This window comes from Vibrio panuliri, from assembly GCF_009938205.1.
In the GTDB taxonomy this organism is placed as follows: domain Bacteria; phylum Pseudomonadota; class Gammaproteobacteria; order Enterobacterales; family Vibrionaceae; genus Vibrio; species Vibrio panuliri.
This window is the reverse complement of the sequence record NZ_AP019655.1, coordinates 134,114-152,365: the sequence shown is the minus strand read 5'-3', so window position 1 is coordinate 152,365 and position 18,252 is coordinate 134,114. Positions and strand designations below refer to the sequence as shown.

Annotated in this window: 17 protein-coding genes; 10 read left to right on the top strand and 7 right to left on the bottom strand. The window is 45.4% G+C overall.

Annotated features, from left to right (window positions below; all coding sequences use genetic code 11):
• Positions 1-3: 3 nt before the first annotated feature.
• Positions 4-471, bottom strand: a complete 468-nt coding sequence (locus GZK95_RS15575) for a YjiG family protein (protein WP_075705892.1) — start codon at positions 469-471, stop codon at positions 4-6.
• Positions 468-1,199: a nucleoside recognition domain-containing protein gene (locus GZK95_RS15570; RefSeq protein WP_075705891.1), complete on the bottom strand. Its 732-nt coding sequence runs from the start codon at positions 1,197-1,199 to the stop codon at positions 468-470. The genes GZK95_RS15575 and GZK95_RS15570 overlap by 4 nt, the downstream gene beginning before the upstream one ends.
• Before the next feature lie 559 nt (positions 1,200-1,758).
• On the opposite strand from GZK95_RS15570, the gene nhaD reads away from it, so the two are divergent.
• The 4 genes from nhaD to GZK95_RS22105 all read left to right on the top strand — a co-directional run bounded on the left by nhaD (position 1,759) and on the right by GZK95_RS22105 (position 5,304).
• Positions 1,759-3,192, top strand: coding sequence for a sodium:proton antiporter NhaD (gene nhaD / locus GZK95_RS15565; protein WP_075715538.1), 1,434 nt, complete (start codon positions 1,759-1,761; stop codon positions 3,190-3,192).
• Between the two features lie 106 nt (positions 3,193-3,298).
• Entirely contained in the window at positions 3,299-4,498 is a 1,200-nt protein-coding gene (locus tag GZK95_RS15560; protein ID WP_075715514.1) for a DEAD/DEAH box helicase, read from the top strand.
• Positions 4,495-5,082, top strand: a complete 588-nt coding sequence (gene cyaB / locus GZK95_RS15555) for a class IV adenylate cyclase (RefSeq protein WP_075715515.1) — start codon at positions 4,495-4,497, stop codon at positions 5,080-5,082. Before GZK95_RS15560 ends, cyaB begins: the two co-directional genes overlap by 4 nt.
• A gap of 51 nt (positions 5,083-5,133) precedes the next feature.
• Positions 5,134-5,304 (top strand): hypothetical protein, encoded by a 171-nt coding sequence (locus GZK95_RS22105; RefSeq protein ID WP_167369907.1) that lies wholly within the window; start codon positions 5,134-5,136, stop codon positions 5,302-5,304.
• Here GZK95_RS22105 and GZK95_RS15550 read toward each other — a convergent pair.
• Together GZK95_RS15550 and GZK95_RS15545 are read right to left on the bottom strand one after the other, a co-directional pair.
• Positions 5,301-5,786 (bottom strand): methylated-DNA--[protein]-cysteine S-methyltransferase, encoded by a 486-nt coding sequence (locus GZK95_RS15550; protein WP_075715516.1) that lies wholly within the window; start codon positions 5,784-5,786, stop codon positions 5,301-5,303. The genes GZK95_RS22105 and GZK95_RS15550 overlap by 4 nt on opposite strands.
• Positions 5,783-7,138 carry a DNA-3-methyladenine glycosylase 2 family protein gene (locus GZK95_RS15545; protein WP_075715517.1) on the bottom strand — a complete coding sequence of 452 codons (1,356 nt, stop codon included), beginning with the start codon at positions 7,136-7,138 and terminating at the stop codon, positions 5,783-5,785. The genes GZK95_RS15550 and GZK95_RS15545 overlap by 4 nt, the downstream gene beginning before the upstream one ends.
• A gap of 366 nt (positions 7,139-7,504) precedes the next feature.
• Between GZK95_RS15545 and GZK95_RS15540 the strand changes: the two genes are divergently transcribed.
• Positions 7,505-7,705, top strand: coding sequence for a hypothetical protein (locus GZK95_RS15540; RefSeq protein ID WP_075715518.1), 201 nt, complete (start codon positions 7,505-7,507; stop codon positions 7,703-7,705).
• A 519-nt stretch (positions 7,706-8,224) separates the two neighbouring features.
• A complete protein-coding gene (gene pflB, locus GZK95_RS15535) occupies positions 8,225-10,522 on the top strand; it encodes a formate C-acetyltransferase (protein WP_075715519.1) in 2,298 nt (765 codons plus the stop codon).
• A 529-nt stretch (positions 10,523-11,051) separates the two neighbouring features.
• Here pflB and GZK95_RS15530 read toward each other — a convergent pair.
• Complete coding sequence (locus GZK95_RS15530) at positions 11,052-11,933, bottom strand: LysR family transcriptional regulator (protein WP_075705884.1); 882 nt, start codon at positions 11,931-11,933, stop codon at positions 11,052-11,054.
• A 248-nt stretch (positions 11,934-12,181) separates the two neighbouring features.
• Between GZK95_RS15530 and GZK95_RS15525 the strand changes: the two genes are divergently transcribed.
• The 4 genes from GZK95_RS15525 to GZK95_RS15510 all read left to right on the top strand — a co-directional run bounded on the left by GZK95_RS15525 (position 12,182) and on the right by GZK95_RS15510 (position 16,374).
• The gene (locus tag GZK95_RS15525) at positions 12,182-12,538 is read left to right on the top strand and encodes a DUF413 domain-containing protein (protein ID WP_075705883.1); all 357 of its coding nucleotides are present in this window, start codon (positions 12,182-12,184) and stop codon (positions 12,536-12,538) included.
• A gap of 404 nt (positions 12,539-12,942) precedes the next feature.
• On the top strand, positions 12,943-14,853 hold the full coding sequence (gene speA, locus GZK95_RS15520; protein ID WP_075705882.1) for an arginine decarboxylase: 1,911 nt from the start codon (positions 12,943-12,945) through the stop codon (positions 14,851-14,853).
• Positions 14,854-15,780 carry an agmatinase gene (gene speB / locus GZK95_RS15515; protein WP_075705881.1) on the top strand — a complete coding sequence of 309 codons (927 nt, stop codon included), beginning with the start codon at positions 14,854-14,856 and terminating at the stop codon, positions 15,778-15,780.
• 246 nt (positions 15,781-16,026) lie between these two features.
• Positions 16,027-16,374 carry a RidA family protein gene (locus GZK95_RS15510; RefSeq protein WP_075705880.1) on the top strand — a complete coding sequence of 116 codons (348 nt, stop codon included), beginning with the start codon at positions 16,027-16,029 and terminating at the stop codon, positions 16,372-16,374.
• A 43-nt stretch (positions 16,375-16,417) separates the two neighbouring features.
• Here the strand turns inward: GZK95_RS15510 and GZK95_RS15505 are convergent, their stop codons facing one another.
• Both GZK95_RS15505 and GZK95_RS15500 read right to left on the bottom strand, forming a co-directional pair.
• Positions 16,418-16,690: a nitrogenase-stabilizing/protective protein NifW gene (locus GZK95_RS15505; RefSeq protein ID WP_075706232.1), complete on the bottom strand. Its 273-nt coding sequence runs from the start codon at positions 16,688-16,690 to the stop codon at positions 16,418-16,420.
• Positions 16,691-16,849: 159 nt separating this feature from the next.
• Entirely contained in the window at positions 16,850-18,238 is a 1,389-nt protein-coding gene (locus GZK95_RS15500; protein ID WP_075715520.1) for an SLC13 family permease, read from the bottom strand.
• Positions 18,239-18,252: the final 14 nt, after the last annotated feature.

The window sequence follows — 18,252 nt, the reverse complement described above, 5'->3', positions numbered from 1 at the left end:
CCCTTACACAAATAGATTCATGACTAACATGGCACCAAATGCATTCAGCACTGAAATCGCGATCATAATTGGAATGTAACGACCTTCTGTACCGATTGGTCCCATAATTCGGCCCATGTACTGCACTTGAGAACCCATTAGGTAGATAGCTGGCGCAAGAATCGCAATGTGCGCACCATTTAGGATACCTTGGTCAAACAGTGTGATAACCACACCCACTGCGCCACCCATCGACATCCATGCACCAATCAGAACAGCGGCGGCTTCGCCTGGCAAACCAAATACCGCCATAATTGGCGAAAAGATGGTGCCCATAAGATCTAGCGCACCGGTGATTTGCAGTGCTTTAATGATCACGAATGCCATCAAAACGTTTGGTACCGTTGAGGTGGTGGCGATAACCCAGCCTTTTTTCGCACCTTCGACGAAGATGTCAGTCACCATAGGTTTCTTTGCTTTTACTTCGCTCATTTTGCCGCTTCCTCTTGTAGATCGTCTGCTTGGTTGTTGTCTTCTTTACCTTCGGTGATATTCAAGTAAACGCGGAATAGGTTTGCGCCAATAAACTTAAATAGGAACATCACACCAACAGCTAAACCAATCGAAGAGGATACCGCGAGAGAACCGTCCGCAAGTGTTAACGTAAACAGCACTGCACCTGACGAGAAGAAGTTTACAATCGCTGCACCTGCGGTGAACTGGAACATGGTAAATACGTCGGTTTCACGTTTGGTTAGGCGACCTTCGTCTTTAAGTTGGCGAGTCATTGCGGCACCAGCGTCAGTACTTTGCAGTGAGGCGATAAGCGCTAAGCCTGAGCTACCAGGAATACCCATTAGTGGGCGCAGTAGCGGAGAAAGCAGTTTACGAGCTGCATCAAGTGCGCCGTAATGTTCTAAAACATTAATAACACCTAGAGCGAACATCACTGTTGGGATTAGAGTTAACGCAAAGATAAAACCATCGCGCGCACCGCTACCACCTTTACCGCGGAAAGATGTTGTGGCGGCTTCTACCCCTTCCGCCGTCTCTTGTACGCCGTATGCCACTTTACCAAACGAACCATTTAGCGTTGTAAAATCAAAGACGCCGTACCATTCGTTGGATTGCATTAATCCCGAGAAAAACACGACTGCAAAAGCGAGTGCGACATAGCATCCCCATGTCACCTTTCGCTCAATTGGGTTGGGATTGGACATTTATACACCTTATAAAGTTAAACAGAACATCAGAGCGACAGATCATCCGTTGCAAAATTCGTTCGATAAAAAGCGTTTTACACGCAACGTGTGGTCTGTGGCTGAGGAAGATTTTGCGGAAATTATTGTGCTAGAAATCTGATCCGCATCAATACGGCATTAACTCTATTCACAATCTGCAATCTAGTGTCATATTTTGTGATAGGTAGCAGAAATAGCATTTAATGACACTCAGAGTTAATAACATTGCACATCATAAAGATTCATAAATTTCTTAAAATTTATTAAATACTAAGAGATTCAGTTGAATTCCACATGCCTCACAAACAATTGCGCAAAAGGTCTCTAGAATATGCGCTGTTTCTTAATCCGTGCCGAGTCAGTTAATGCCTGAATAACATAACAATTAAGCCTCCTCCTCTTCGTGCAAAAAACAATCACCTTACTGCGTGGGGTTGAAGTGGCAAACAATAATAAAATGCAGCAAGCTGTGAGACTGCATCAACAATCTTTGATTCGAGCACTGGTTTATAAAGTCAATTTTCAAGGAGTTGAAGTAATGAAGAGCTTGTGGCCATTATTGATTGGCCTAATATTTTTGCCCTACCAAGCATTTGCAGCAAACAGCGATGTCCCCTCTCTCGATCTTACCCAGTCTACCGTCGGCTACGCTGCACTAATCATCTTTGGTATTGCCTATACCCTCGTAATGCTCGAAGAGTATCTACAGTTACGTAAATCCAAACCCGTACTCCTTGCTGCGGGGATCATATGGGCGATGCTGGGCTATGTTTACTCACAGCAAGGGCATATTGATGTTGCCCATATCGCTTTGGAGCACAACCTGCTCGAATATGCTGAGCTGTTGTTGTTCTTGCTGGTTGCAATGACCTATATCAGCGCTATGGAGGAGCGGCGATTATTTGATGCTTTACAAGCTTGGATGGTCGGCAAAGGCTTTAACTTTAAAGCGTTGTTTTGGTTAACCGGTATATTGGCATTCTTCATCTCCCCAATCGCAGACAACTTGACCACAGCACTCTTAATGTGTGCGGTGGTGATGAAAGTCGGAGGCGACAACACTCGCTTTATTAATCTCGCCTGCATCAATATTGTTGTCGCAGCCAACGCTGGCGGTGCTTTCAGCCCATTTGGTGATATCACCACACTAATGGTTTGGCAGGCTGGTCACGTATCCTTTTCTGAGTTTATGCCACTGTTTACACCATCGGTGGTCAGCTATGTCGTGCCTGCGGTGATCATGTCGTGGTTTATTCCTAATGCAAAACCGAATGTCGCTCATGTTCATGTCGAACTTAAGCGCGGCGCTCGCCGCATCGTTGCTCTGTTTATCCTTACTATCGCAACTGCGGTAGCTTTCCATGCGGTGCTGCACTTCCCTCCTGTTATTGGGATGATGATGGGTTTGGCGTACTTACAATTTTTTGGTTTCTTTTTACGCCGCACACTCAAGCGCTCTTTAGCGAGAAAAGCCCAAGTGGCGATAGCCAATCGTGATGACTTAGCGCTTAAGCGATTAGGTTCTGTCGTTCCATTTGATGTTTTTCGTCGTGTCTCCCATGCAGAGTGGGACACACTGCTGTTTTTCTACGGCGTCGTGATGTGTGTTGGAGGCTTAAGCCTAATTGGCTATCTCAATATGGTCTCAGAAATTATGTACTACCAATGGGACCCCATTTGGGCCAACGTGATGGTGGGTATTTTGTCGGCGATCGTCGATAACATTCCGGTCATGTTTGCCGTACTGACAATGGAGCCTGAAATGTCGATGGGGAACTGGCTACTCGTGACACTCACTGCTGGTGTGGGCGGTAGCTTACTCTCAATTGGTTCAGCTGCCGGAGTTGCATTGATGGGCGCTGCACACGGTAAGTACACCTTCTTTGGGCATCTAAAATGGGCTCCGGTGATTGGCCTTGGCTATATTGCCAGTATTGCCACTCACCTGTGGCTCAATGGCGCCTTGTTCTAGCAATGCACACTAAAGCAAGCCAACTTGGCTTGCTTCATGCTAAACTCGCAGCAAATAAGGAGCCAGACTGTTGGCTCCTTCTCCTATCTTCATACAGAGTGAAAGCATGCCATTCTCAAAACTGGGCTTAAGCCAACCTATCACAGACGCAATTCAACAATTGGGTTATAGCAAGCCGACCAATATCCAAACCAAAGCCATTCCGGTAATTCTGCAAGGGCAAGACCTAATAGCTGCTGCGCAGACAGGTACGGGTAAAACCGCCAGCTTTGTGTTACCCATTCTTGAAAAGCTCAGCAAAGGTGAGACACAGCGTAAAAAACGAATTCGTGCGTTAATCTTAACCCCTACTCGAGAACTGGCAGTTCAGGTTGAAGAGAAAGTTCGCCAATATGGTCAACACCTAAATCTCACATCACTGGCGATGTATGGTGGCGTTGATGAGAAAACCCAAAAACAAGCACTGATTGAAGGTGTCGATATTCTCGTCGCAACGCCGGGACGCTTGCTGGATATGTATGCCAAACGTGCCGTCTACTTTGAAGAAGTCGAAATTCTGGTGCTCGATGAAGCAGACCGCATGCTTGATATGGGCTTTATCGACGATATCAATAAAGTGCTTGATCGCCTGCCAACCGATATCCAAAACCTACTGTTCTCAGCCACCCTGTCGAACAAAGTCCGCGATCTTGCCAAAACAGCGGTGCACAATCCGTACGAGATTTCGATTGCCGCTAATCAAGCGTCAAAGAAAAACATCGAACAATGGCTTATCACCGTTGATAAAGATATGAAATCTTCGTTACTGGCGCACCTGATCAAAGAGAACGATTGGGACCAAGCATTAATTTTCATCGAGACCAAACACGGTGCAGCCAAGCTTGCTCAGCAGCTTGAAAAACGCGGTATCATTGCCGAAGCCTTCCACAGTGGTCGCAGCCAAGCAGTACGCAGCCAGCTGTTGGCTGACTTTAAAGCAGGGAAAATTAAGTACATGATCGCAACAGGCGTTGGGGCCCGTGGTATTGATATTCATGGTTTGACTCGCGTAATTAACTACGACTTGCCATTCCCAGCTGACGAATATGTCCACCGTATTGGTCGTACTGGTCGTGCTGATGCGCAAGGGGAAGCGATCTCGTTCGTCTCTAAAGATAACTTCAAGAATCTATGTATGATTGAAAGTCGTCTGGGTCACCTGATTGAACGTCGCGAAGTTGAAGGCTTTGCACCACGCAAACCCGTGCCAATTTCGATTCTTAATTACGTACCAAAAAGCAAACGAGTACAGAAAGACGTCGAATGAGCCAAGAACACTTCAAAGGCAAGTATGAAGTCGAATTGAAGTTCCGAGTCAGAGACAAGGACGCGTTTTATCGCGTCCTTAATTCGATGAATCACCAAGTAATGGTGGATGAAAATCAAGAAACTGACTGGTATTTTGATACGCCCGAGCACAGCCTTAAGCAGCAGGGTAAAACGGTCTCTATCCGAGAAATGGAGCCGTCAGGCATCAAACTATGGATTGTTAAAGGGCCTGAATTTGACCGCTGCGAAGCCACTAATATCACCGATTCTTCCAATGCCCGTAGTATGCTAGAAAATATGGGCTATCAAATCAGAATGATCACGCGAAAGGTACGCAGTATCTACTTTGTTGGAGCGTTCCATATTACGTTTGACCAACTTGCCAATATTGGGCAGTTCGCCGAATTCGCCATCATGACAGATGATGAAAGCGCGCTGGACAACTATCGTAGAGAATTAGAAGCCTTAGCGGCACAGTTTGGCTTAACTGAGCATGATCGTGAACATCAATCCTATTTGACCATGTGGAGTGAACTCGACGAAAAAACGTCCATTTCAAGTGATAGATCAATTCACCCTTAGTTGATGCGCACTAGACTGTCTCTTTAATCACTCAGTTGAAAGGACTCAACGATGTTTAAATGTGGACAGTGCCGTCAGTTTACCCGCACACGCAACAACCAAAAAGACCTCTGTGGAGCTTGGCAACAACCCACCCTAGCCTCACGCGAAGCGTGCGGCTTCTTTATGCCCAAGAAGCCGCTGTTTAACCCTGACAATTCTCATCCAGCAAAAAGCGATTAGTCAGGCTTAAAATCGACGTTTTCTAACTGCAACAACGCCGCTTTGCGCTCAACACCACCCGCATAGCCCGTTAGCTTGCCACTTTTCCCGATCACTCGGTGGCACGGTACAATAATCGATATGGGATTTTTACCATTTGCCAAGCCGACTGCGCGGACGGCTTTTGGGTTGTTGATCGCATCAGCTAATTGTTGATAACTCCATGTTTCACCAAATGGAATCGTCGTTAGCGCCTGCCATACCTGATTTTGAAATGGTGTACCTTGTGCAGCCAATGGCAAGTCAAACTGATTACGGATTCCGGAAAAGTACTCATCTAGCTGAACTTTTGTCTTGCACAGCAAGGTGAAGTTATCATCACGAGTACCCAAATGTTCGGGTTGCGTTGTCTCTGTTTCAAACCAAGCCCCCAGTAATCCCATATCGTTAGCTTGAAGGGTCATCTTACCCAAAGGGGTGTCAATAATCGTAAAACGGTTCATCCTGCATGACTCCATAAATGAAAAGTAGCGTAACTGCCAAATGGCGAAACGGTCTCTTTGTTGACTTGAATAAACTCTTTAAGCGCTTTTTTCACCACCAAGTCACCGTCTAAAAAGCGATCTGGCTCCGAACGTCCTCGTAATGCGGCATAGTTGACCGTCCAAGGTCCAATACCTTTTAGCGCCAACCACTGAGAAAACTCAGCTTCAGGCTCGCAACTAATCAGTTGGGCAAACCGAGACAACGTCTCACGCCGGCTTTGCGGCATTCTCAAAAAACTAAGGTCTGCGTCCACAACCTCTTGAGGAGTCGGGAAATGAGTAACGCCATTTGGCTGCAAAGTGTTGACCAATAAATTGAGCTGACCGATCGCCGCTTTAATCGAGACTTGTTGCCCCAAAATTGCCCGCACGCCCGCTTCCCACGTATCCCACACTCCGGGCATACGAATACCCGAACGAATCACTAGTTCTGGCTCTACTTGCTGCAAATGTTGTTCGACGATGTTGATATCGACATCAAGATCAAACATACGTCGTACATTCGACACCAGCGACTTCAATTGAGTAATGTCTGCTAACTCAAACTCCAACACCACCTTGTTCGGTTTGCGATCAAAATAGATAGCAAACCATGCGTTATCGCCATTGATTCGTACCCACTTTTGATAGGAGTTGTCGCCGACTTTCTCCAAACCTTCAATTGCTCTTAAGCGGTAAAAATCGAGCGTATACTGCCAATCATAAGCGCCACGATAACTCAACTCCAACGACTTGACCGAACTGACATGTCCCGCTTCTCGTTTCAAATCACTTGGTGCAAGTTTGAGTGCTTTTTTAAAAGCATCGTTAAAACGCCGCGTACTATTAAAGCCACTGGCAAATCCAATTTCCGTCATGCTCATATTACTCGAATGGAGCAGTTGCTTGGCAAACATCAATTGATGATACAGCGCGTACTGCTTTGGCGACATACCAAGGTTTTTGGCAAATAGCTGGCGCAGGTAACGATCAGAAATACCCAAACGCTGAGCAAGTTGTTGTAAAGAGCCGTGCTGTAATGCTCCTTGCTCAATTAAATGGGCAGCTCGTTGGTAGGTCGTTTTACTGCCAAGCCACGCCCAAGAATTCGGCGCACTATCGGGTCGACAACGCAAACAAGGTCGATAACCCGCCTGCAAGGCCAGTGCAGCATTGGTAAAATACTCTACATTCTCTTCTTTAGGGAGATTTGCAGGACATATAGGCCGACAGAATATTTTCGTGGTTTTGACCGCGACAAAGAAGCGCCCGTCAAAACGCGCATCACGAGTTTGCCTTGCCCGTTGAAATTGCTCAGTATGATTTAGCATCGCTTACTTACCTCAGCAGATCTTATACCTAGATTGTACCGCGATTCTCGCTTGATACTCGCCATTTTCGGAACTGATACCAACTGCGGACTCATTTACTGATCGCGGCGTTGTGCTTTTCAGTTACAGAATGAGGTAATTAGAACAGATAGTTACAGCGGTTCACGGCTCATTCTAAGCGATTTTTATTGGCAATGTTCTGACCACATGCTCGTCCCAATTGGTATTAATACCAAAGCATGACACCAAGCTTACTTTTCTACATCAGATTGCTTATTGATAAATCATTGACTAATTTTATTTGGTGGAGAAGGAACCTCTACGATATCCCCCTACCACTTAAATTAATTAACGAGGGAGTTGGCTATGAATTTACATTCTTGCACTATCAGGCTTAACGACGATTCAACACTGATTTGTAAAACAGTGGAGCAGTCTCTTGGCGTCATTGAATATCATGGACAAGCAAATATCACGGATATCTGTATTAATGCGACAGATGGAGTTGGCGTGAATTCTTATAATTTGCCATTTGAGGAATCAATTGAAAGCTTGATGAACCTTTAAATCGCATCTATATACTCCAGACTTGAGTATATTCTTTTCTGGTCATATCCAAGTATTGTTGAGTTAGTTTGAGGGGCTACCTTCAAACCAACTCTTTTTGTTTTCTCGCTTACTTTTGCGCCGTCAGCCCAATCTACCTCAATGCAAACAACTCGCCTTCACAAGCTATCATTTAGCTTTAATCAATGGCATTGAACAGAAGTAAACACTCACATTCAACCTATATGGCAATGATTTTTTGAGCAAACTATGCGTTTTATGCATTTAAAAAATGAAATACATTCATTTTACTCATACACACTTCAAGCATAGTATCGAGTCATCGAGTTGAGGGGTGGGGTTTAAACCAAATCACGCCCAAATGAAATCAACCCAACTAGTTTTCATTCAAAGCTAAGTAATTAAATTTATTTAAGTAAGGCAAACATTCTTCACCTAAAAATGAACTCATGGTGCCTGACTGTTTTCACATAATAGCTTTGGATTTTATACAGCATCATAAATCAATAGGTATTACTCATGACTATTCCGACTACTGAAATGCTACAAGCATGGGAAGGCTTTACTTCTGGTCAATGGCAAACCGAAGTAAACACTCGTGATTTTATCCAAACTAACTACACACCGTATGAAGGCGACGAGTCATTCTTAGCGGAAGCGACTTCAGCCACCACCACATTGTGGAACAGTGTACTAGAGGGCATTAAAGAAGAGAGCCGTACTCACGCTCCAATAGATTTCGATACAGATTTGCCTTCTACCATTATCTCTCACGACGCTGGCTACATTAACCAAGAATTAGAGACCATCGTCGGCTTACAAACCGACAAGCCACTAAAGCGCTCAATTATCGCGAATGGCGGTATTCGCATGGTGAAAACCTCTTGTGAGGTGTACGGTCGTGAACTAGACCCAAGTGTAGAGAAAATCTTTACCGAGTATCGTAAAACCCACAACAAAGTCTGCTTTGATCTTTATACCAAAGACATCCTTGCTTGTCGTAAGTCAGGCATTATCACGGGCCTACCGGATGCTTATGGCCGAGGTCGTATCATTGGTGACTACCGCCGTTTGGCTCTATACGGCATTGACTTCCTGATTGCAGATAAGCAAGCGCAAGTAAAATCGACTCAAAGCTTCCTAGAGCAAGGACAAGATCTCGAAAAAACACTCCGTCTACGTGAAGAACTCGCCGATCAAATTCAAGCACTAAAAGACATTCGTACTATGGGTCTTAAATATGGTATCGATATGTCAGCACCAGCGCGCACTGCACAAGAAGCGATTCAGTTTACCTACTTTGGCTATCTAGCGGCGGTAAAATCACAGAACGGCGCAGCGATGTCGCTAGGCCGCACTTCGACTTTCCTCGACGTGTACATTGAGCGTGATATTGCCAATGGCACGCTTAACGAGTCACAAGCTCAAGAGCTGATCGACCACTTTATTATGAAGTTGCGCATGGTGCGTTTCTTACGTACACCTGATTACGACTCACTCTTCTCTGGCGACCCAATTTGGGCAACAGAAGCCATGGCGGGCATGGGTGTCGATGGTCGTACTCTCGTCACCAAAACGACCTTCCGTTACCTTCATACGTTATACAACATGGGGCCAGCTCCAGAGCCAAACATGACGGTACTTTGGTCTGAACAGCTACCTGACGGCTTCAAAAAATACGCGGCAAAAGTGTCAATCGACACCTCATCACTTCAGTATGAAAATGATGATCTGATGCGCCCTGACTTCAACAACGATGATTACGCGATCGCCTGTTGTGTCAGCCCACAAATTGTCGGTAAAGACATGCAATTCTTTGGTGCGCGTGCAAACTTAGCTAAAGCGCTGCTTTACACCATCAATGGTGGTATCGACGAAAAATCTAAAGCTCAAGTAGGCCCAAAACAAGCGCCTATCTCAGATGCTGTACTCGATTTTGACACACTTATGCCACGCTTCGATGCGATGTTGGATTGGCTAGCAACCCAGTATGTGACTGCACTAAACATCATTCACTACTCGCATGACCGTTATAGCTACGAAGCTTCACTAATGGCGCTGATGGACCGTGATGTACGCCGTACTATGGCGTGTGGTATCGCAGGGTTATCTGTCGTTGCCGACTCTCTTGCTGCGATCAAATTTGCCAAAGTTACGCCAATTCGTGATGAAGCGGGTATCGCTGTCGATTTTGAGATTGAAGGTGACTATCCAAAATTTGGTAACAATGACGCTCGCGTCGATGATATCGCTTGCGATTTGGTTGAGCGCTTCATGAAGAAAATTCAGAAGATGTCTATGTACCGCGAAGCGATTCCGACTCAGTCTATTCTGACCATCACCTCAAATGTGGTTTATGGTAAGAAAACCGGCAACACTCCAGATGGTCGTCGTGCAGGCATGCCATTCGGCCCTGGCGCTAACCCTATGCATGGTCGCGATCAAAACGGTGCCGTAGCATCGCTAACTTCCGTATCAAAACTGCCATTCGCGTTTGCTAAAGATGGGATTTCTTACACTTTTTCTATCGTACCGAATGCGCTAGGTAAAGATGCTGAGATGCAAAAACAAAACCTTGCAGCATTAATGGATGGTTATTTCCACCACGAATCGGGCGACAACGGTCAAATGATCGAAGGCGGTCAGCACCTGAATGTCAATGTTATGAATCGTGAGATGCTACTTGATGCCGTTGAGCATCCGGAGAAATACCCTCAACTGACTATTCGTGTTTCCGGTTATGCGGTTCGTTTTAACTCATTGACCAAAGAGCAACAACAAGACGTTATTACACGCACATTCACTGAGAAAATGTAGCGTTAATCAGTAACGGAAAATAACAAGCTTTATACCAAGCCACCTTAAGGTGCTTGGGGATATCAATAAAGCACTACCTGTTTTGGCCTGCCGTGGTACGCGGGCCTTTTTTCTTTTCATTCCACACCATGCTTCCAATCGACAATCTCTGCTTGTCCTCTCGACAACTCGTTCGATTTTTTTGAACAGCTTCATCTAACCGCATGGATTTTTAACGGAGTGCTGCTCACTTAAACTTATCGCTCTATCGAAAGTTATCTCAGCACAATGCTTGGTTTTATTGGGATGGCCGATAGGTCACATGTTTATGAAAAGCGCTAAACATGTGTGAGGAATCCGCTCAAACGAGCCGTGCGCAAGCGATAAAGGCGCTTGCAGATAGTATCTAATTTCGACTATAGACCGTTTTCAATTTCAAATCCTAAGTCCTTAGCCTTTGCGGAACACGACACTCTCGTGTTCCGTTTTTTTATTTCGCTAACCTTTTAACGAAAAAAAACCACCTCATGGTGAGGTGGTTTGCGTTGATTTATGCATCTGCAGCTTGCTTGATGCTGTATGCGGTCACTGGGTCGATACCTTTCACCAGCTCTTCTACTTGCTTAATCGCCTCAACCGCGCTGCTGGCCTTGCGATAACTTAAATAGATTGGACGGCACCAATCTTCAACATCTTCGACTTTGTGTAATTGACCAGAAGCAACAAAGGGTTCCACTAAAGAAGCAGGTAAATATGCGCTGCCACCTTTCTCTAAGATGAAATCCAGTGCGATACGTGCCGTGGATGTTCTGAGATAAGGTGCAGGAATTTTGGCATGACGATCAGCGTGCTCAGAGACAAACTTTGTGCCCCAATCCACGTATACATATTTATCGACAAACACATCTTCTGCGCTTCTTGGTTCAGTAGACACAAGCATCAACACTACATCCGCAACCTTCTTGCAATGCAACTCATCCGCTTTAATTTGGTCGAATGCAAATGCCATGTCGAGTGTGCGCTCTTGTAGGCTACGTATTAACGCTTCGCGTCCCATCACTTCGGCAATAAAACCATAGCCATCAAATGCTTCCGTAGTAGTACTCAAGCAGTTTTGCAGATAGGCATCCCACACATTCGGTGTACCGCCCATGGTCAACTGTAGTTTCTTACCACTCTCAAGTGACAACTCTAACTTCGCTTGTTGGAGTGTCGTCACCATCACTTCTGCATAACTGACTAATCGCTCTCCCGCCGAGGTGAGTTTGATATTGTTGCGATCACGGATAAATAACTGGGTATCAAAATAACCTTCCAGTTGTTTGATACGGGCACTTACCGCCGCTTGGGTTATATATAAATTTTCAGCAGCGCGACCAAAGTGACGCACTTTTGCCAACTCTAAAAATGTTCTAAAGACTTTTACGTCCATTGTTATACCTCAGAAAAAAGCGCTGCAAGATTAACAGGGAAATCTGTAAAAAATAAAGCAAGAATACGCAAAGTGTTACATGGATTTAACAATTTAATTTAATCACGACGATAGAAATATTTTGTTTTTCTTTTTCCAACTTTACGCCTAATTTTCGCCATATACCAATGCTGATTAGGGCGAAATGACATTTAGTGCTCAATAGCAGTGGTCTTTCGTCCAATAAATACCATTTGAGGTTAATCGAAATGTCTGACACTGAATTTCGTCATGGCAAAAAGCGTTTTTACGACAACACCAAATTCCCACGTGGTTTTGCCAAATCTGGTGACTTTACTCTAACTGAAGAAGAAATCCTGATCACTTTCGGCGATACTATGCTTGGTCTTGAGACTGGTGAGTTGTCGCCACAAAATGCTGAAGAGCAGCACTTTGTTAAAGTGATAGAAAACCCAGGCAAAGCAAAAACCAAGCTTGAGCGTGTATGGTTAAAGTACATTCAACTGGCGCGTGGACGTAAACGCTTCCATACCTTAAACGGTCGCAACAAGCCTGAAGCTACCGACGATTACTCTGAAGATACCAGTTTAGTTGAAGAAGATTAATCATGAAAAACGCCTCTTATCGCTAGAGGCGTTTTTTTTATCTCATTTTTCTGCTGACAGAAACGTAGATAGCTATTTCACGTTGCAGTTTTCCTTGCACTCGACCCAGTGACAACGCGCTAAATCCTGCTGCTTAAAATCACTGAAGTATACCGCTTGCATATCCAGCAATAAAACCCTGCGCTAAGCATTGAAATGCTTGATTTCTTTGTACAAGTTTTCAGCCAATTGCGCTCAGTTTTTAATCAATTATTTTTAATCGATACGATAATTTATATTTGTTTTACTCTGTTCGCTTTTTGTCCGTTAATGCGCGCGGACACGATAAATCTGCAATGCCGTGTCAGGTGTGATATCAGCCAAAACTGATTCATTTTCTTCTCTCTATTTTCGTGAGAATAGATGTGGAAAAAACATCCAAATTAGACCGCGTGCGTGCGGATTACAACGTTCATTACTGGAGCCAAGGTTTTTACGGTATCGACAACCAAGGTGAAGTGTACGTATCTCCAACTCAAGATAAAGCGCACCAAATCCCATTAAGTCATATTGTGACTCAGCTTGAACAGCAGCAACTTAACCTGCCTGTCCTTGTGCGCTTCCCGCAAATCTTGCACCAACGTGTGCATGGTATTTGTCATGCGTTCAACCAAGCGATTGAAGAGTACCAATACCCGAATAAATATCTGTTGGTTTACCCAATCAAAGTGAACCAGCAGAAAGAAGTGGTCGATGAAATCCTCGCAAGCCAAGCAAGCTTAGAAACCAAGCAACTTGGTTTAGAAGCTGGCAGTAAACCAGAGCTGCTTGCAGTGCTGGGCTTAGCGCAAAAAGCCAGTTCAGTGATTGTATGTAATGGCTACAAAGACCGTGAATACATTCGTCTAGCATTGATTGGCGAAAAACTCGGTCATAAAGTTTTTATCGTTCTAGAAAAGCTATCTGAACTTGATCTTGTCTTAAAAGAAGCGAAAAGTTTGGGCGTAAAACCACGCTTGGGTATCCGTATCCGTCTCGCTTCTCAAGGCGCAGGTAAATGGCAAGCCAGTGGCGGCGAGAAATCTAAGTTTGGTTTGTCCGCATCTCAAGTTCTAACCGTTATCGATCGCCTAAAGCGTGAAGATCAACTTGATGCGATGCAGTTGGTGCATTTCCACCTTGGCTCGCAAATGGCGAATATTCGCGATATCCGTAACGGGGTGAATGAATCGGCACGTTTCTACTGTGAACTGCGTGAAATGGGCGCGAAAATCGATTTCTTTGATATCGGCGGCGGTTTAGCGGTGGACTATGATGGCACTCGCAGCCAGTCATCTAACTCAATGAACTATGGATTGATTGAGTACGCCCGCAACATCGTCAGCACCGTAGGTGACGTATGTCAGGCGTATGGTCAGCCAATGCCTGTGATCATCTCAGAGTCTGGTCGCTCTCTGACAGCGCACCATGCCGTGTTGATCACCAACGTGATTGGTACTGAGACCTATAAACCTGAGCAAATTGAAGCTTTAGAAGATGATGCACCAACGCTGCTACAAAATATGTGGCGTAACTGGCACAACTTGCAAGATGGCAGCGATGCCCGTGCTCTGATTGAGATCTATAACGATACACAAGCAGACCTTGCAGAAGTGCATTCTCAGTTCGCAACTGGCGTATTGAACTTGCAGCAACGTGCGTGGGCAGAACAAATGTCTCTGCGCATTTACTTCGAGTTAAGCCGAGCAATGAGCAACAAGAACCGTTTCCACCGTCCAATTTTGGATGAGCTAAACGAACGTTTGGCGGATAAGTTCTTTGTTAACTTCTCACTGTTTCAATCACTGCCAGATGCATGGGGTATTGATCAAGTATTCCCAGTATTACCCATCTCTGGGCTGGATGAACTCGAAGATCGTCGCGCCGTTATGTTAGATATAACCTGCGACTCGGACGGTGCGATTGAGCAGTATGTCGAGGGTCAAGGTATTGAAACGACCTTGCCTGTCCCGGCATGGAATGACGACAAACCGTACTTGATGGCATTCTTCCTTGTTGGGGCATATCAAGAGATTTTAGGGGATATGCACAACCTATTTGGTGACACACACAGTGCTGTTGTTTCTGTAAACGATCAGGGTGAAGCAATCATTGATCGTATTGACGTTGGTGACTCCGTTGAAGACATGTTGCGCTACGTACACATTGACGTGAACGACATTCGGGAGCATTATCGCGAGCTCGTCAACAAACGCGTTGACCAAAAAGAACAACAACAAGTACTGCAAGAACTGGAACAAGGTCTCTGTGGATACACCTACTTAGAGGATTTCTAAATGAATGATTTGTTTAATAAAACTGATTATTCACTCTACTCAAACTCAATGAGTTTTATGCGTCGTCCATACCTACGTAACCCGATTGGTAGCGATGCAGATGTAGTCGTACTCGGTGTGCCATTAGATATGGCAACTTCAGGTCGCCCTGGTGCCCGTATGGGCCCAGACGCGATTCGTCGCGCTTCGGTAAACCTAGCTTGGGAAGGCAAAAAATTCCCTTGGGACTTCAACGTATTCGACCGCGCGAAAGTGATCGATGCGGGTGATTTAGTGTTTGACTGTGGTGATGCGGAAGACTTCACTTACCGTCTAGAAAAAGCCGCTGGCGAGATTCTAAAAAATGGTAAAACGCTGATGGCACTTGGCGGTGATCACTTCATCACATTGCCAATTCTACGCGCATACGCAAAACACCATGGCGAAATGGCATTAATTCATTTTGATGCACATACCGATACTTATGCTAACGGCAGCGCCTATGACCACGGCACCATGTTCTATCATGCGCCAAATGAAGGGCTAATTTCACCTAAGCATTCGGTGCAAATTGGTATTCGTACTGAGTACGAACAGCAAGATCACGGTTTTAACGTCATCAACGCGATGCAAGCGAACGATATGGCTGCGGATGAGATCGTCGAAAAAGTACGTGCCATCGTCGGCGATAAGCCCGTGTATGTCACGTTCGATATCGACTGTCTGGATCCGGCGTTTGCTCCAGGTACTGGTACTCCAGTATGTGGCGGTTTGAACTCAGACAAAGTGCTGAAGATTCTGCGCGGCTTCGCGGGCATGAACATTGTGGGCATGGATGTGGTGGAAGTTTCTCCAGCCTATGACCATGCAGACATGACAGCGCTTGCTGGTGCGACCATTGCTCTAGAATTGCTCTACGTTTGGGCATCGAAAAAGTCAGCTGAGTAATATAGCGACTGCAAGTAACGAGACTAAGCCCGTTGGTAACCGATGTTCCAGCGGGCTTTTTTAATTAAAGGCCGCGATAAAAGCATCCACACTGTTTGCGCATCTTGTCTCGCCCCTGTCAATGTCTTTTACCGATTAAGAGTCATTTACAACGCTGAGATCACCTCTTCACTATCTGACACTCGAACAACGGCTTCAAATTCACTAACCTACGCGCAACTATTACCGTAAAGAAGTAGAGTAATCATGATTGAACGCCAAGAAACCAACCAACGTATGAGCCGCATTGTCAAACACAACGGTACTATCTACTTGTGTGGTCAAGTGTGTGCCGACGCAACGAAAGGCATTACTGAGCAAACGCAAACTATGCTTGATAAAGTTGACGCACTGCTTGAACAAGCAGGTAGCTCACGTGAGCACATGCTATCAGCAACGGTATACATTAAAGATATGCAAGACTTCGCGGAAATGAACGCGGTGTGGGATGCATGGGTTCCAGCAGGTCACGCTCCTGCACGAGCGTGTGTACAAGCCAGCATGGCTCGTGAAGAGTTGTTGGTAGAAATTTCAGTGGTTGCCGCTGAAAAGTAAGCTTCTCGCCTACTTTAGTAGTGTCAGTCAAGGGCTGACGCTACTACCTTCTTTGACAGGTGGTACACCCACGACATGCTTGTCGCGTATGTTTATCCAATCGAGAACGCTGAATCTTACAATAGGCATTTTTTAATGCTCGCCGCGCAGCAAACCAATCCTCAGGTTTCTCCAAGATCAAATATCCATTAAAGCGCTTTACCAACTCAACGCGATTCTCATTGATAAACTGACTCGTGTAGCCAATGTCAAAGTAGTCCAACGCCTCTTCTATCGAGGTAAAACTGGCAATTTTGGCTTGAATATCGTTACTCATGGCGACTTTTGGTGGTAGATGCAAACATAAACAAAGCGCAAAGTTAACACACCCACTTCCTCTCTTCTTTGATTTTGCTATAGCCAACAAAACAAAACGCCTCACTCTCAGAGCAAGGCGTTACAATCGTGTTGAGCTAATTATTTATTATTGTTGTGCTTATGCCCAGAACGTCATTGCGATAAACGTGAGAGCCACGATACAAGCAACGTTTAGAATCAAACCTACTCGCATCATCTCACTCTGTTTGACGTGCCCCGAACCAAACACAATCGCGTTAGGCGGGGTCGCGACTGGCAACATAAACGCACATGACGCTGCTACCGCAATCAGTACTGATAGGATCACCGGTGACATACCAAACGCTTCGGCTACCGTAGCAAAAACAGGGATCAGTAGCGCTGCACTGGCGGTGTTACTGGCAAATTCCGTCAGGAATACCACAAACACCGCTATCACAGCGATGATAAAGAAGATGCCAAGGTGAGCAATCATCTCACTCAATGCATTGGCTAAGAACACACTGGTGCCGGTCGCTTTAAGCACATTACTTAAACAGATACCACCACCAAACAGCAGCAATACGCCCCAGTCAGCAGTTTTCTCAATGTCTTTCCAGTGCACCACGCGCGCAAAGTTCACCGCAACAATCGCACCTAACGCGACGATAGTATCGAATTTGGCATAGCCGCCTAACATCGCATTAATAGGCTTACTGAAAATCCAGAAAAATACCGTAGTGGCAAAAATGGCTAGTGTCACCACCTTACCTTTATCCCAATCAACTGGGTCATGGTTTAACTCAAACTCGCCACGCAAATCGGGCTTAAGCACACTGTAGAGCACCACAATTGAAAGAGGTAGTAAGATTGCCGCCGTTGGCAAACCAAACGCCATCCATTCGGTAAAGGTTAAGCCGACTTCCGCTGCGGCAATCGCATTCGGTGGACTGCCAACAATAGTAGCGATACCACCAAGGCTGGCGCTATACGCAATGCCTAGCAGCACAAACACGTAGGTTTTATGGCCACTCTCTTCGTTCACTTTACTCAAAACACCAAGGACCAACGGCAGCATCATTGCCGTTGTCGCCGTATTACTGATCCACATCGAGAGCAAAGCCGTCACACCGAACAGCATAAATACTGCGACGCTCATTTTTCCTTTCGCGACGATTAAGACTTTATCGGCAATGACCTTATCTAGCCCTTGTCTGTGCATTGCCGCGGCGAGGGCAAAGCCACCAAGGAAGAGAAAGATAATTGAGTTGGCGAAGTTGTTCAGTGCCGTCTGGGTGTTAAACACTCCAAATAACACCGCCATTATTGGGACTAATATTGCCGTTACGGTGACATGCAGCGCTTCTGTTAGCCACAAGATGGCAACAAAAATCAGCATGCTAAGTCCGAGAACGACTTGAGGTTCAAAAGGTAGGGTAAAGTAGAGAACCGCAAACAAGACAATATCTGCGAGGATGATGAGACTATTGCGGTTGATCAACCACTCCCGTGTGTTGTTGGGCAAAGGGACACTATCATTTCTATTCATTGTTATTTTCCTTA

Bases quoted from the DNA above. Each gene is read 5' to 3' on its own strand.
- GZK95_RS15575 (WP_075705892.1), bottom strand. From the start codon at position 471: ATGAGCGAAGTAAAAGCAAAGAAACCTATGGTGACTGACATCTTCGTC.
- GZK95_RS15570 (WP_075705891.1), bottom strand. From the start codon at position 1,199: ATGTCCAATCCCAACCCAATTGAGCGAAAGGTGACATGGGGATGCTAT.
- nhaD (WP_075715538.1), top strand. From the start codon at position 1,759: ATGAAGAGCTTGTGGCCATTATTGATTGGCCTAATATTTTTGCCCTAC.
- GZK95_RS15560 (WP_075715514.1), top strand. From the start codon at position 3,299: ATGCCATTCTCAAAACTGGGCTTAAGCCAACCTATCACAGACGCAATT.
- cyaB (WP_075715515.1), top strand. From the start codon at position 4,495: ATGAGCCAAGAACACTTCAAAGGCAAGTATGAAGTCGAATTGAAGTTC.
- GZK95_RS22105 (WP_167369907.1), top strand. From the start codon at position 5,134: ATGTTTAAATGTGGACAGTGCCGTCAGTTTACCCGCACACGCAACAAC.
- GZK95_RS15550 (WP_075715516.1), bottom strand. From the start codon at position 5,786: ATGAACCGTTTTACGATTATTGACACCCCTTTGGGTAAGATGACCCTT.
- GZK95_RS15545 (WP_075715517.1), bottom strand. From the start codon at position 7,138: ATGCTAAATCATACTGAGCAATTTCAACGGGCAAGGCAAACTCGTGAT.
- GZK95_RS15540 (WP_075715518.1), top strand. From the start codon at position 7,505: ATGAATTTACATTCTTGCACTATCAGGCTTAACGACGATTCAACACTG.
- pflB (WP_075715519.1), top strand. From the start codon at position 8,225: ATGACTATTCCGACTACTGAAATGCTACAAGCATGGGAAGGCTTTACT.
- GZK95_RS15530 (WP_075705884.1), bottom strand. From the start codon at position 11,933: ATGGACGTAAAAGTCTTTAGAACATTTTTAGAGTTGGCAAAAGTGCGT.
- GZK95_RS15525 (WP_075705883.1), top strand. From the start codon at position 12,182: ATGTCTGACACTGAATTTCGTCATGGCAAAAAGCGTTTTTACGACAAC.
- speB (WP_075705881.1), top strand. From the start codon at position 14,854: ATGAATGATTTGTTTAATAAAACTGATTATTCACTCTACTCAAACTCA.
- GZK95_RS15510 (WP_075705880.1), top strand. From the start codon at position 16,027: ATGATTGAACGCCAAGAAACCAACCAACGTATGAGCCGCATTGTCAAA.
- GZK95_RS15505 (WP_075706232.1), bottom strand. From the start codon at position 16,690: ATGAGTAACGATATTCAAGCCAAAATTGCCAGTTTTACCTCGATAGAA.
- GZK95_RS15500 (WP_075715520.1), bottom strand. From the start codon at position 18,238: ATGAATAGAAATGATAGTGTCCCTTTGCCCAACAACACACGGGAGTGG.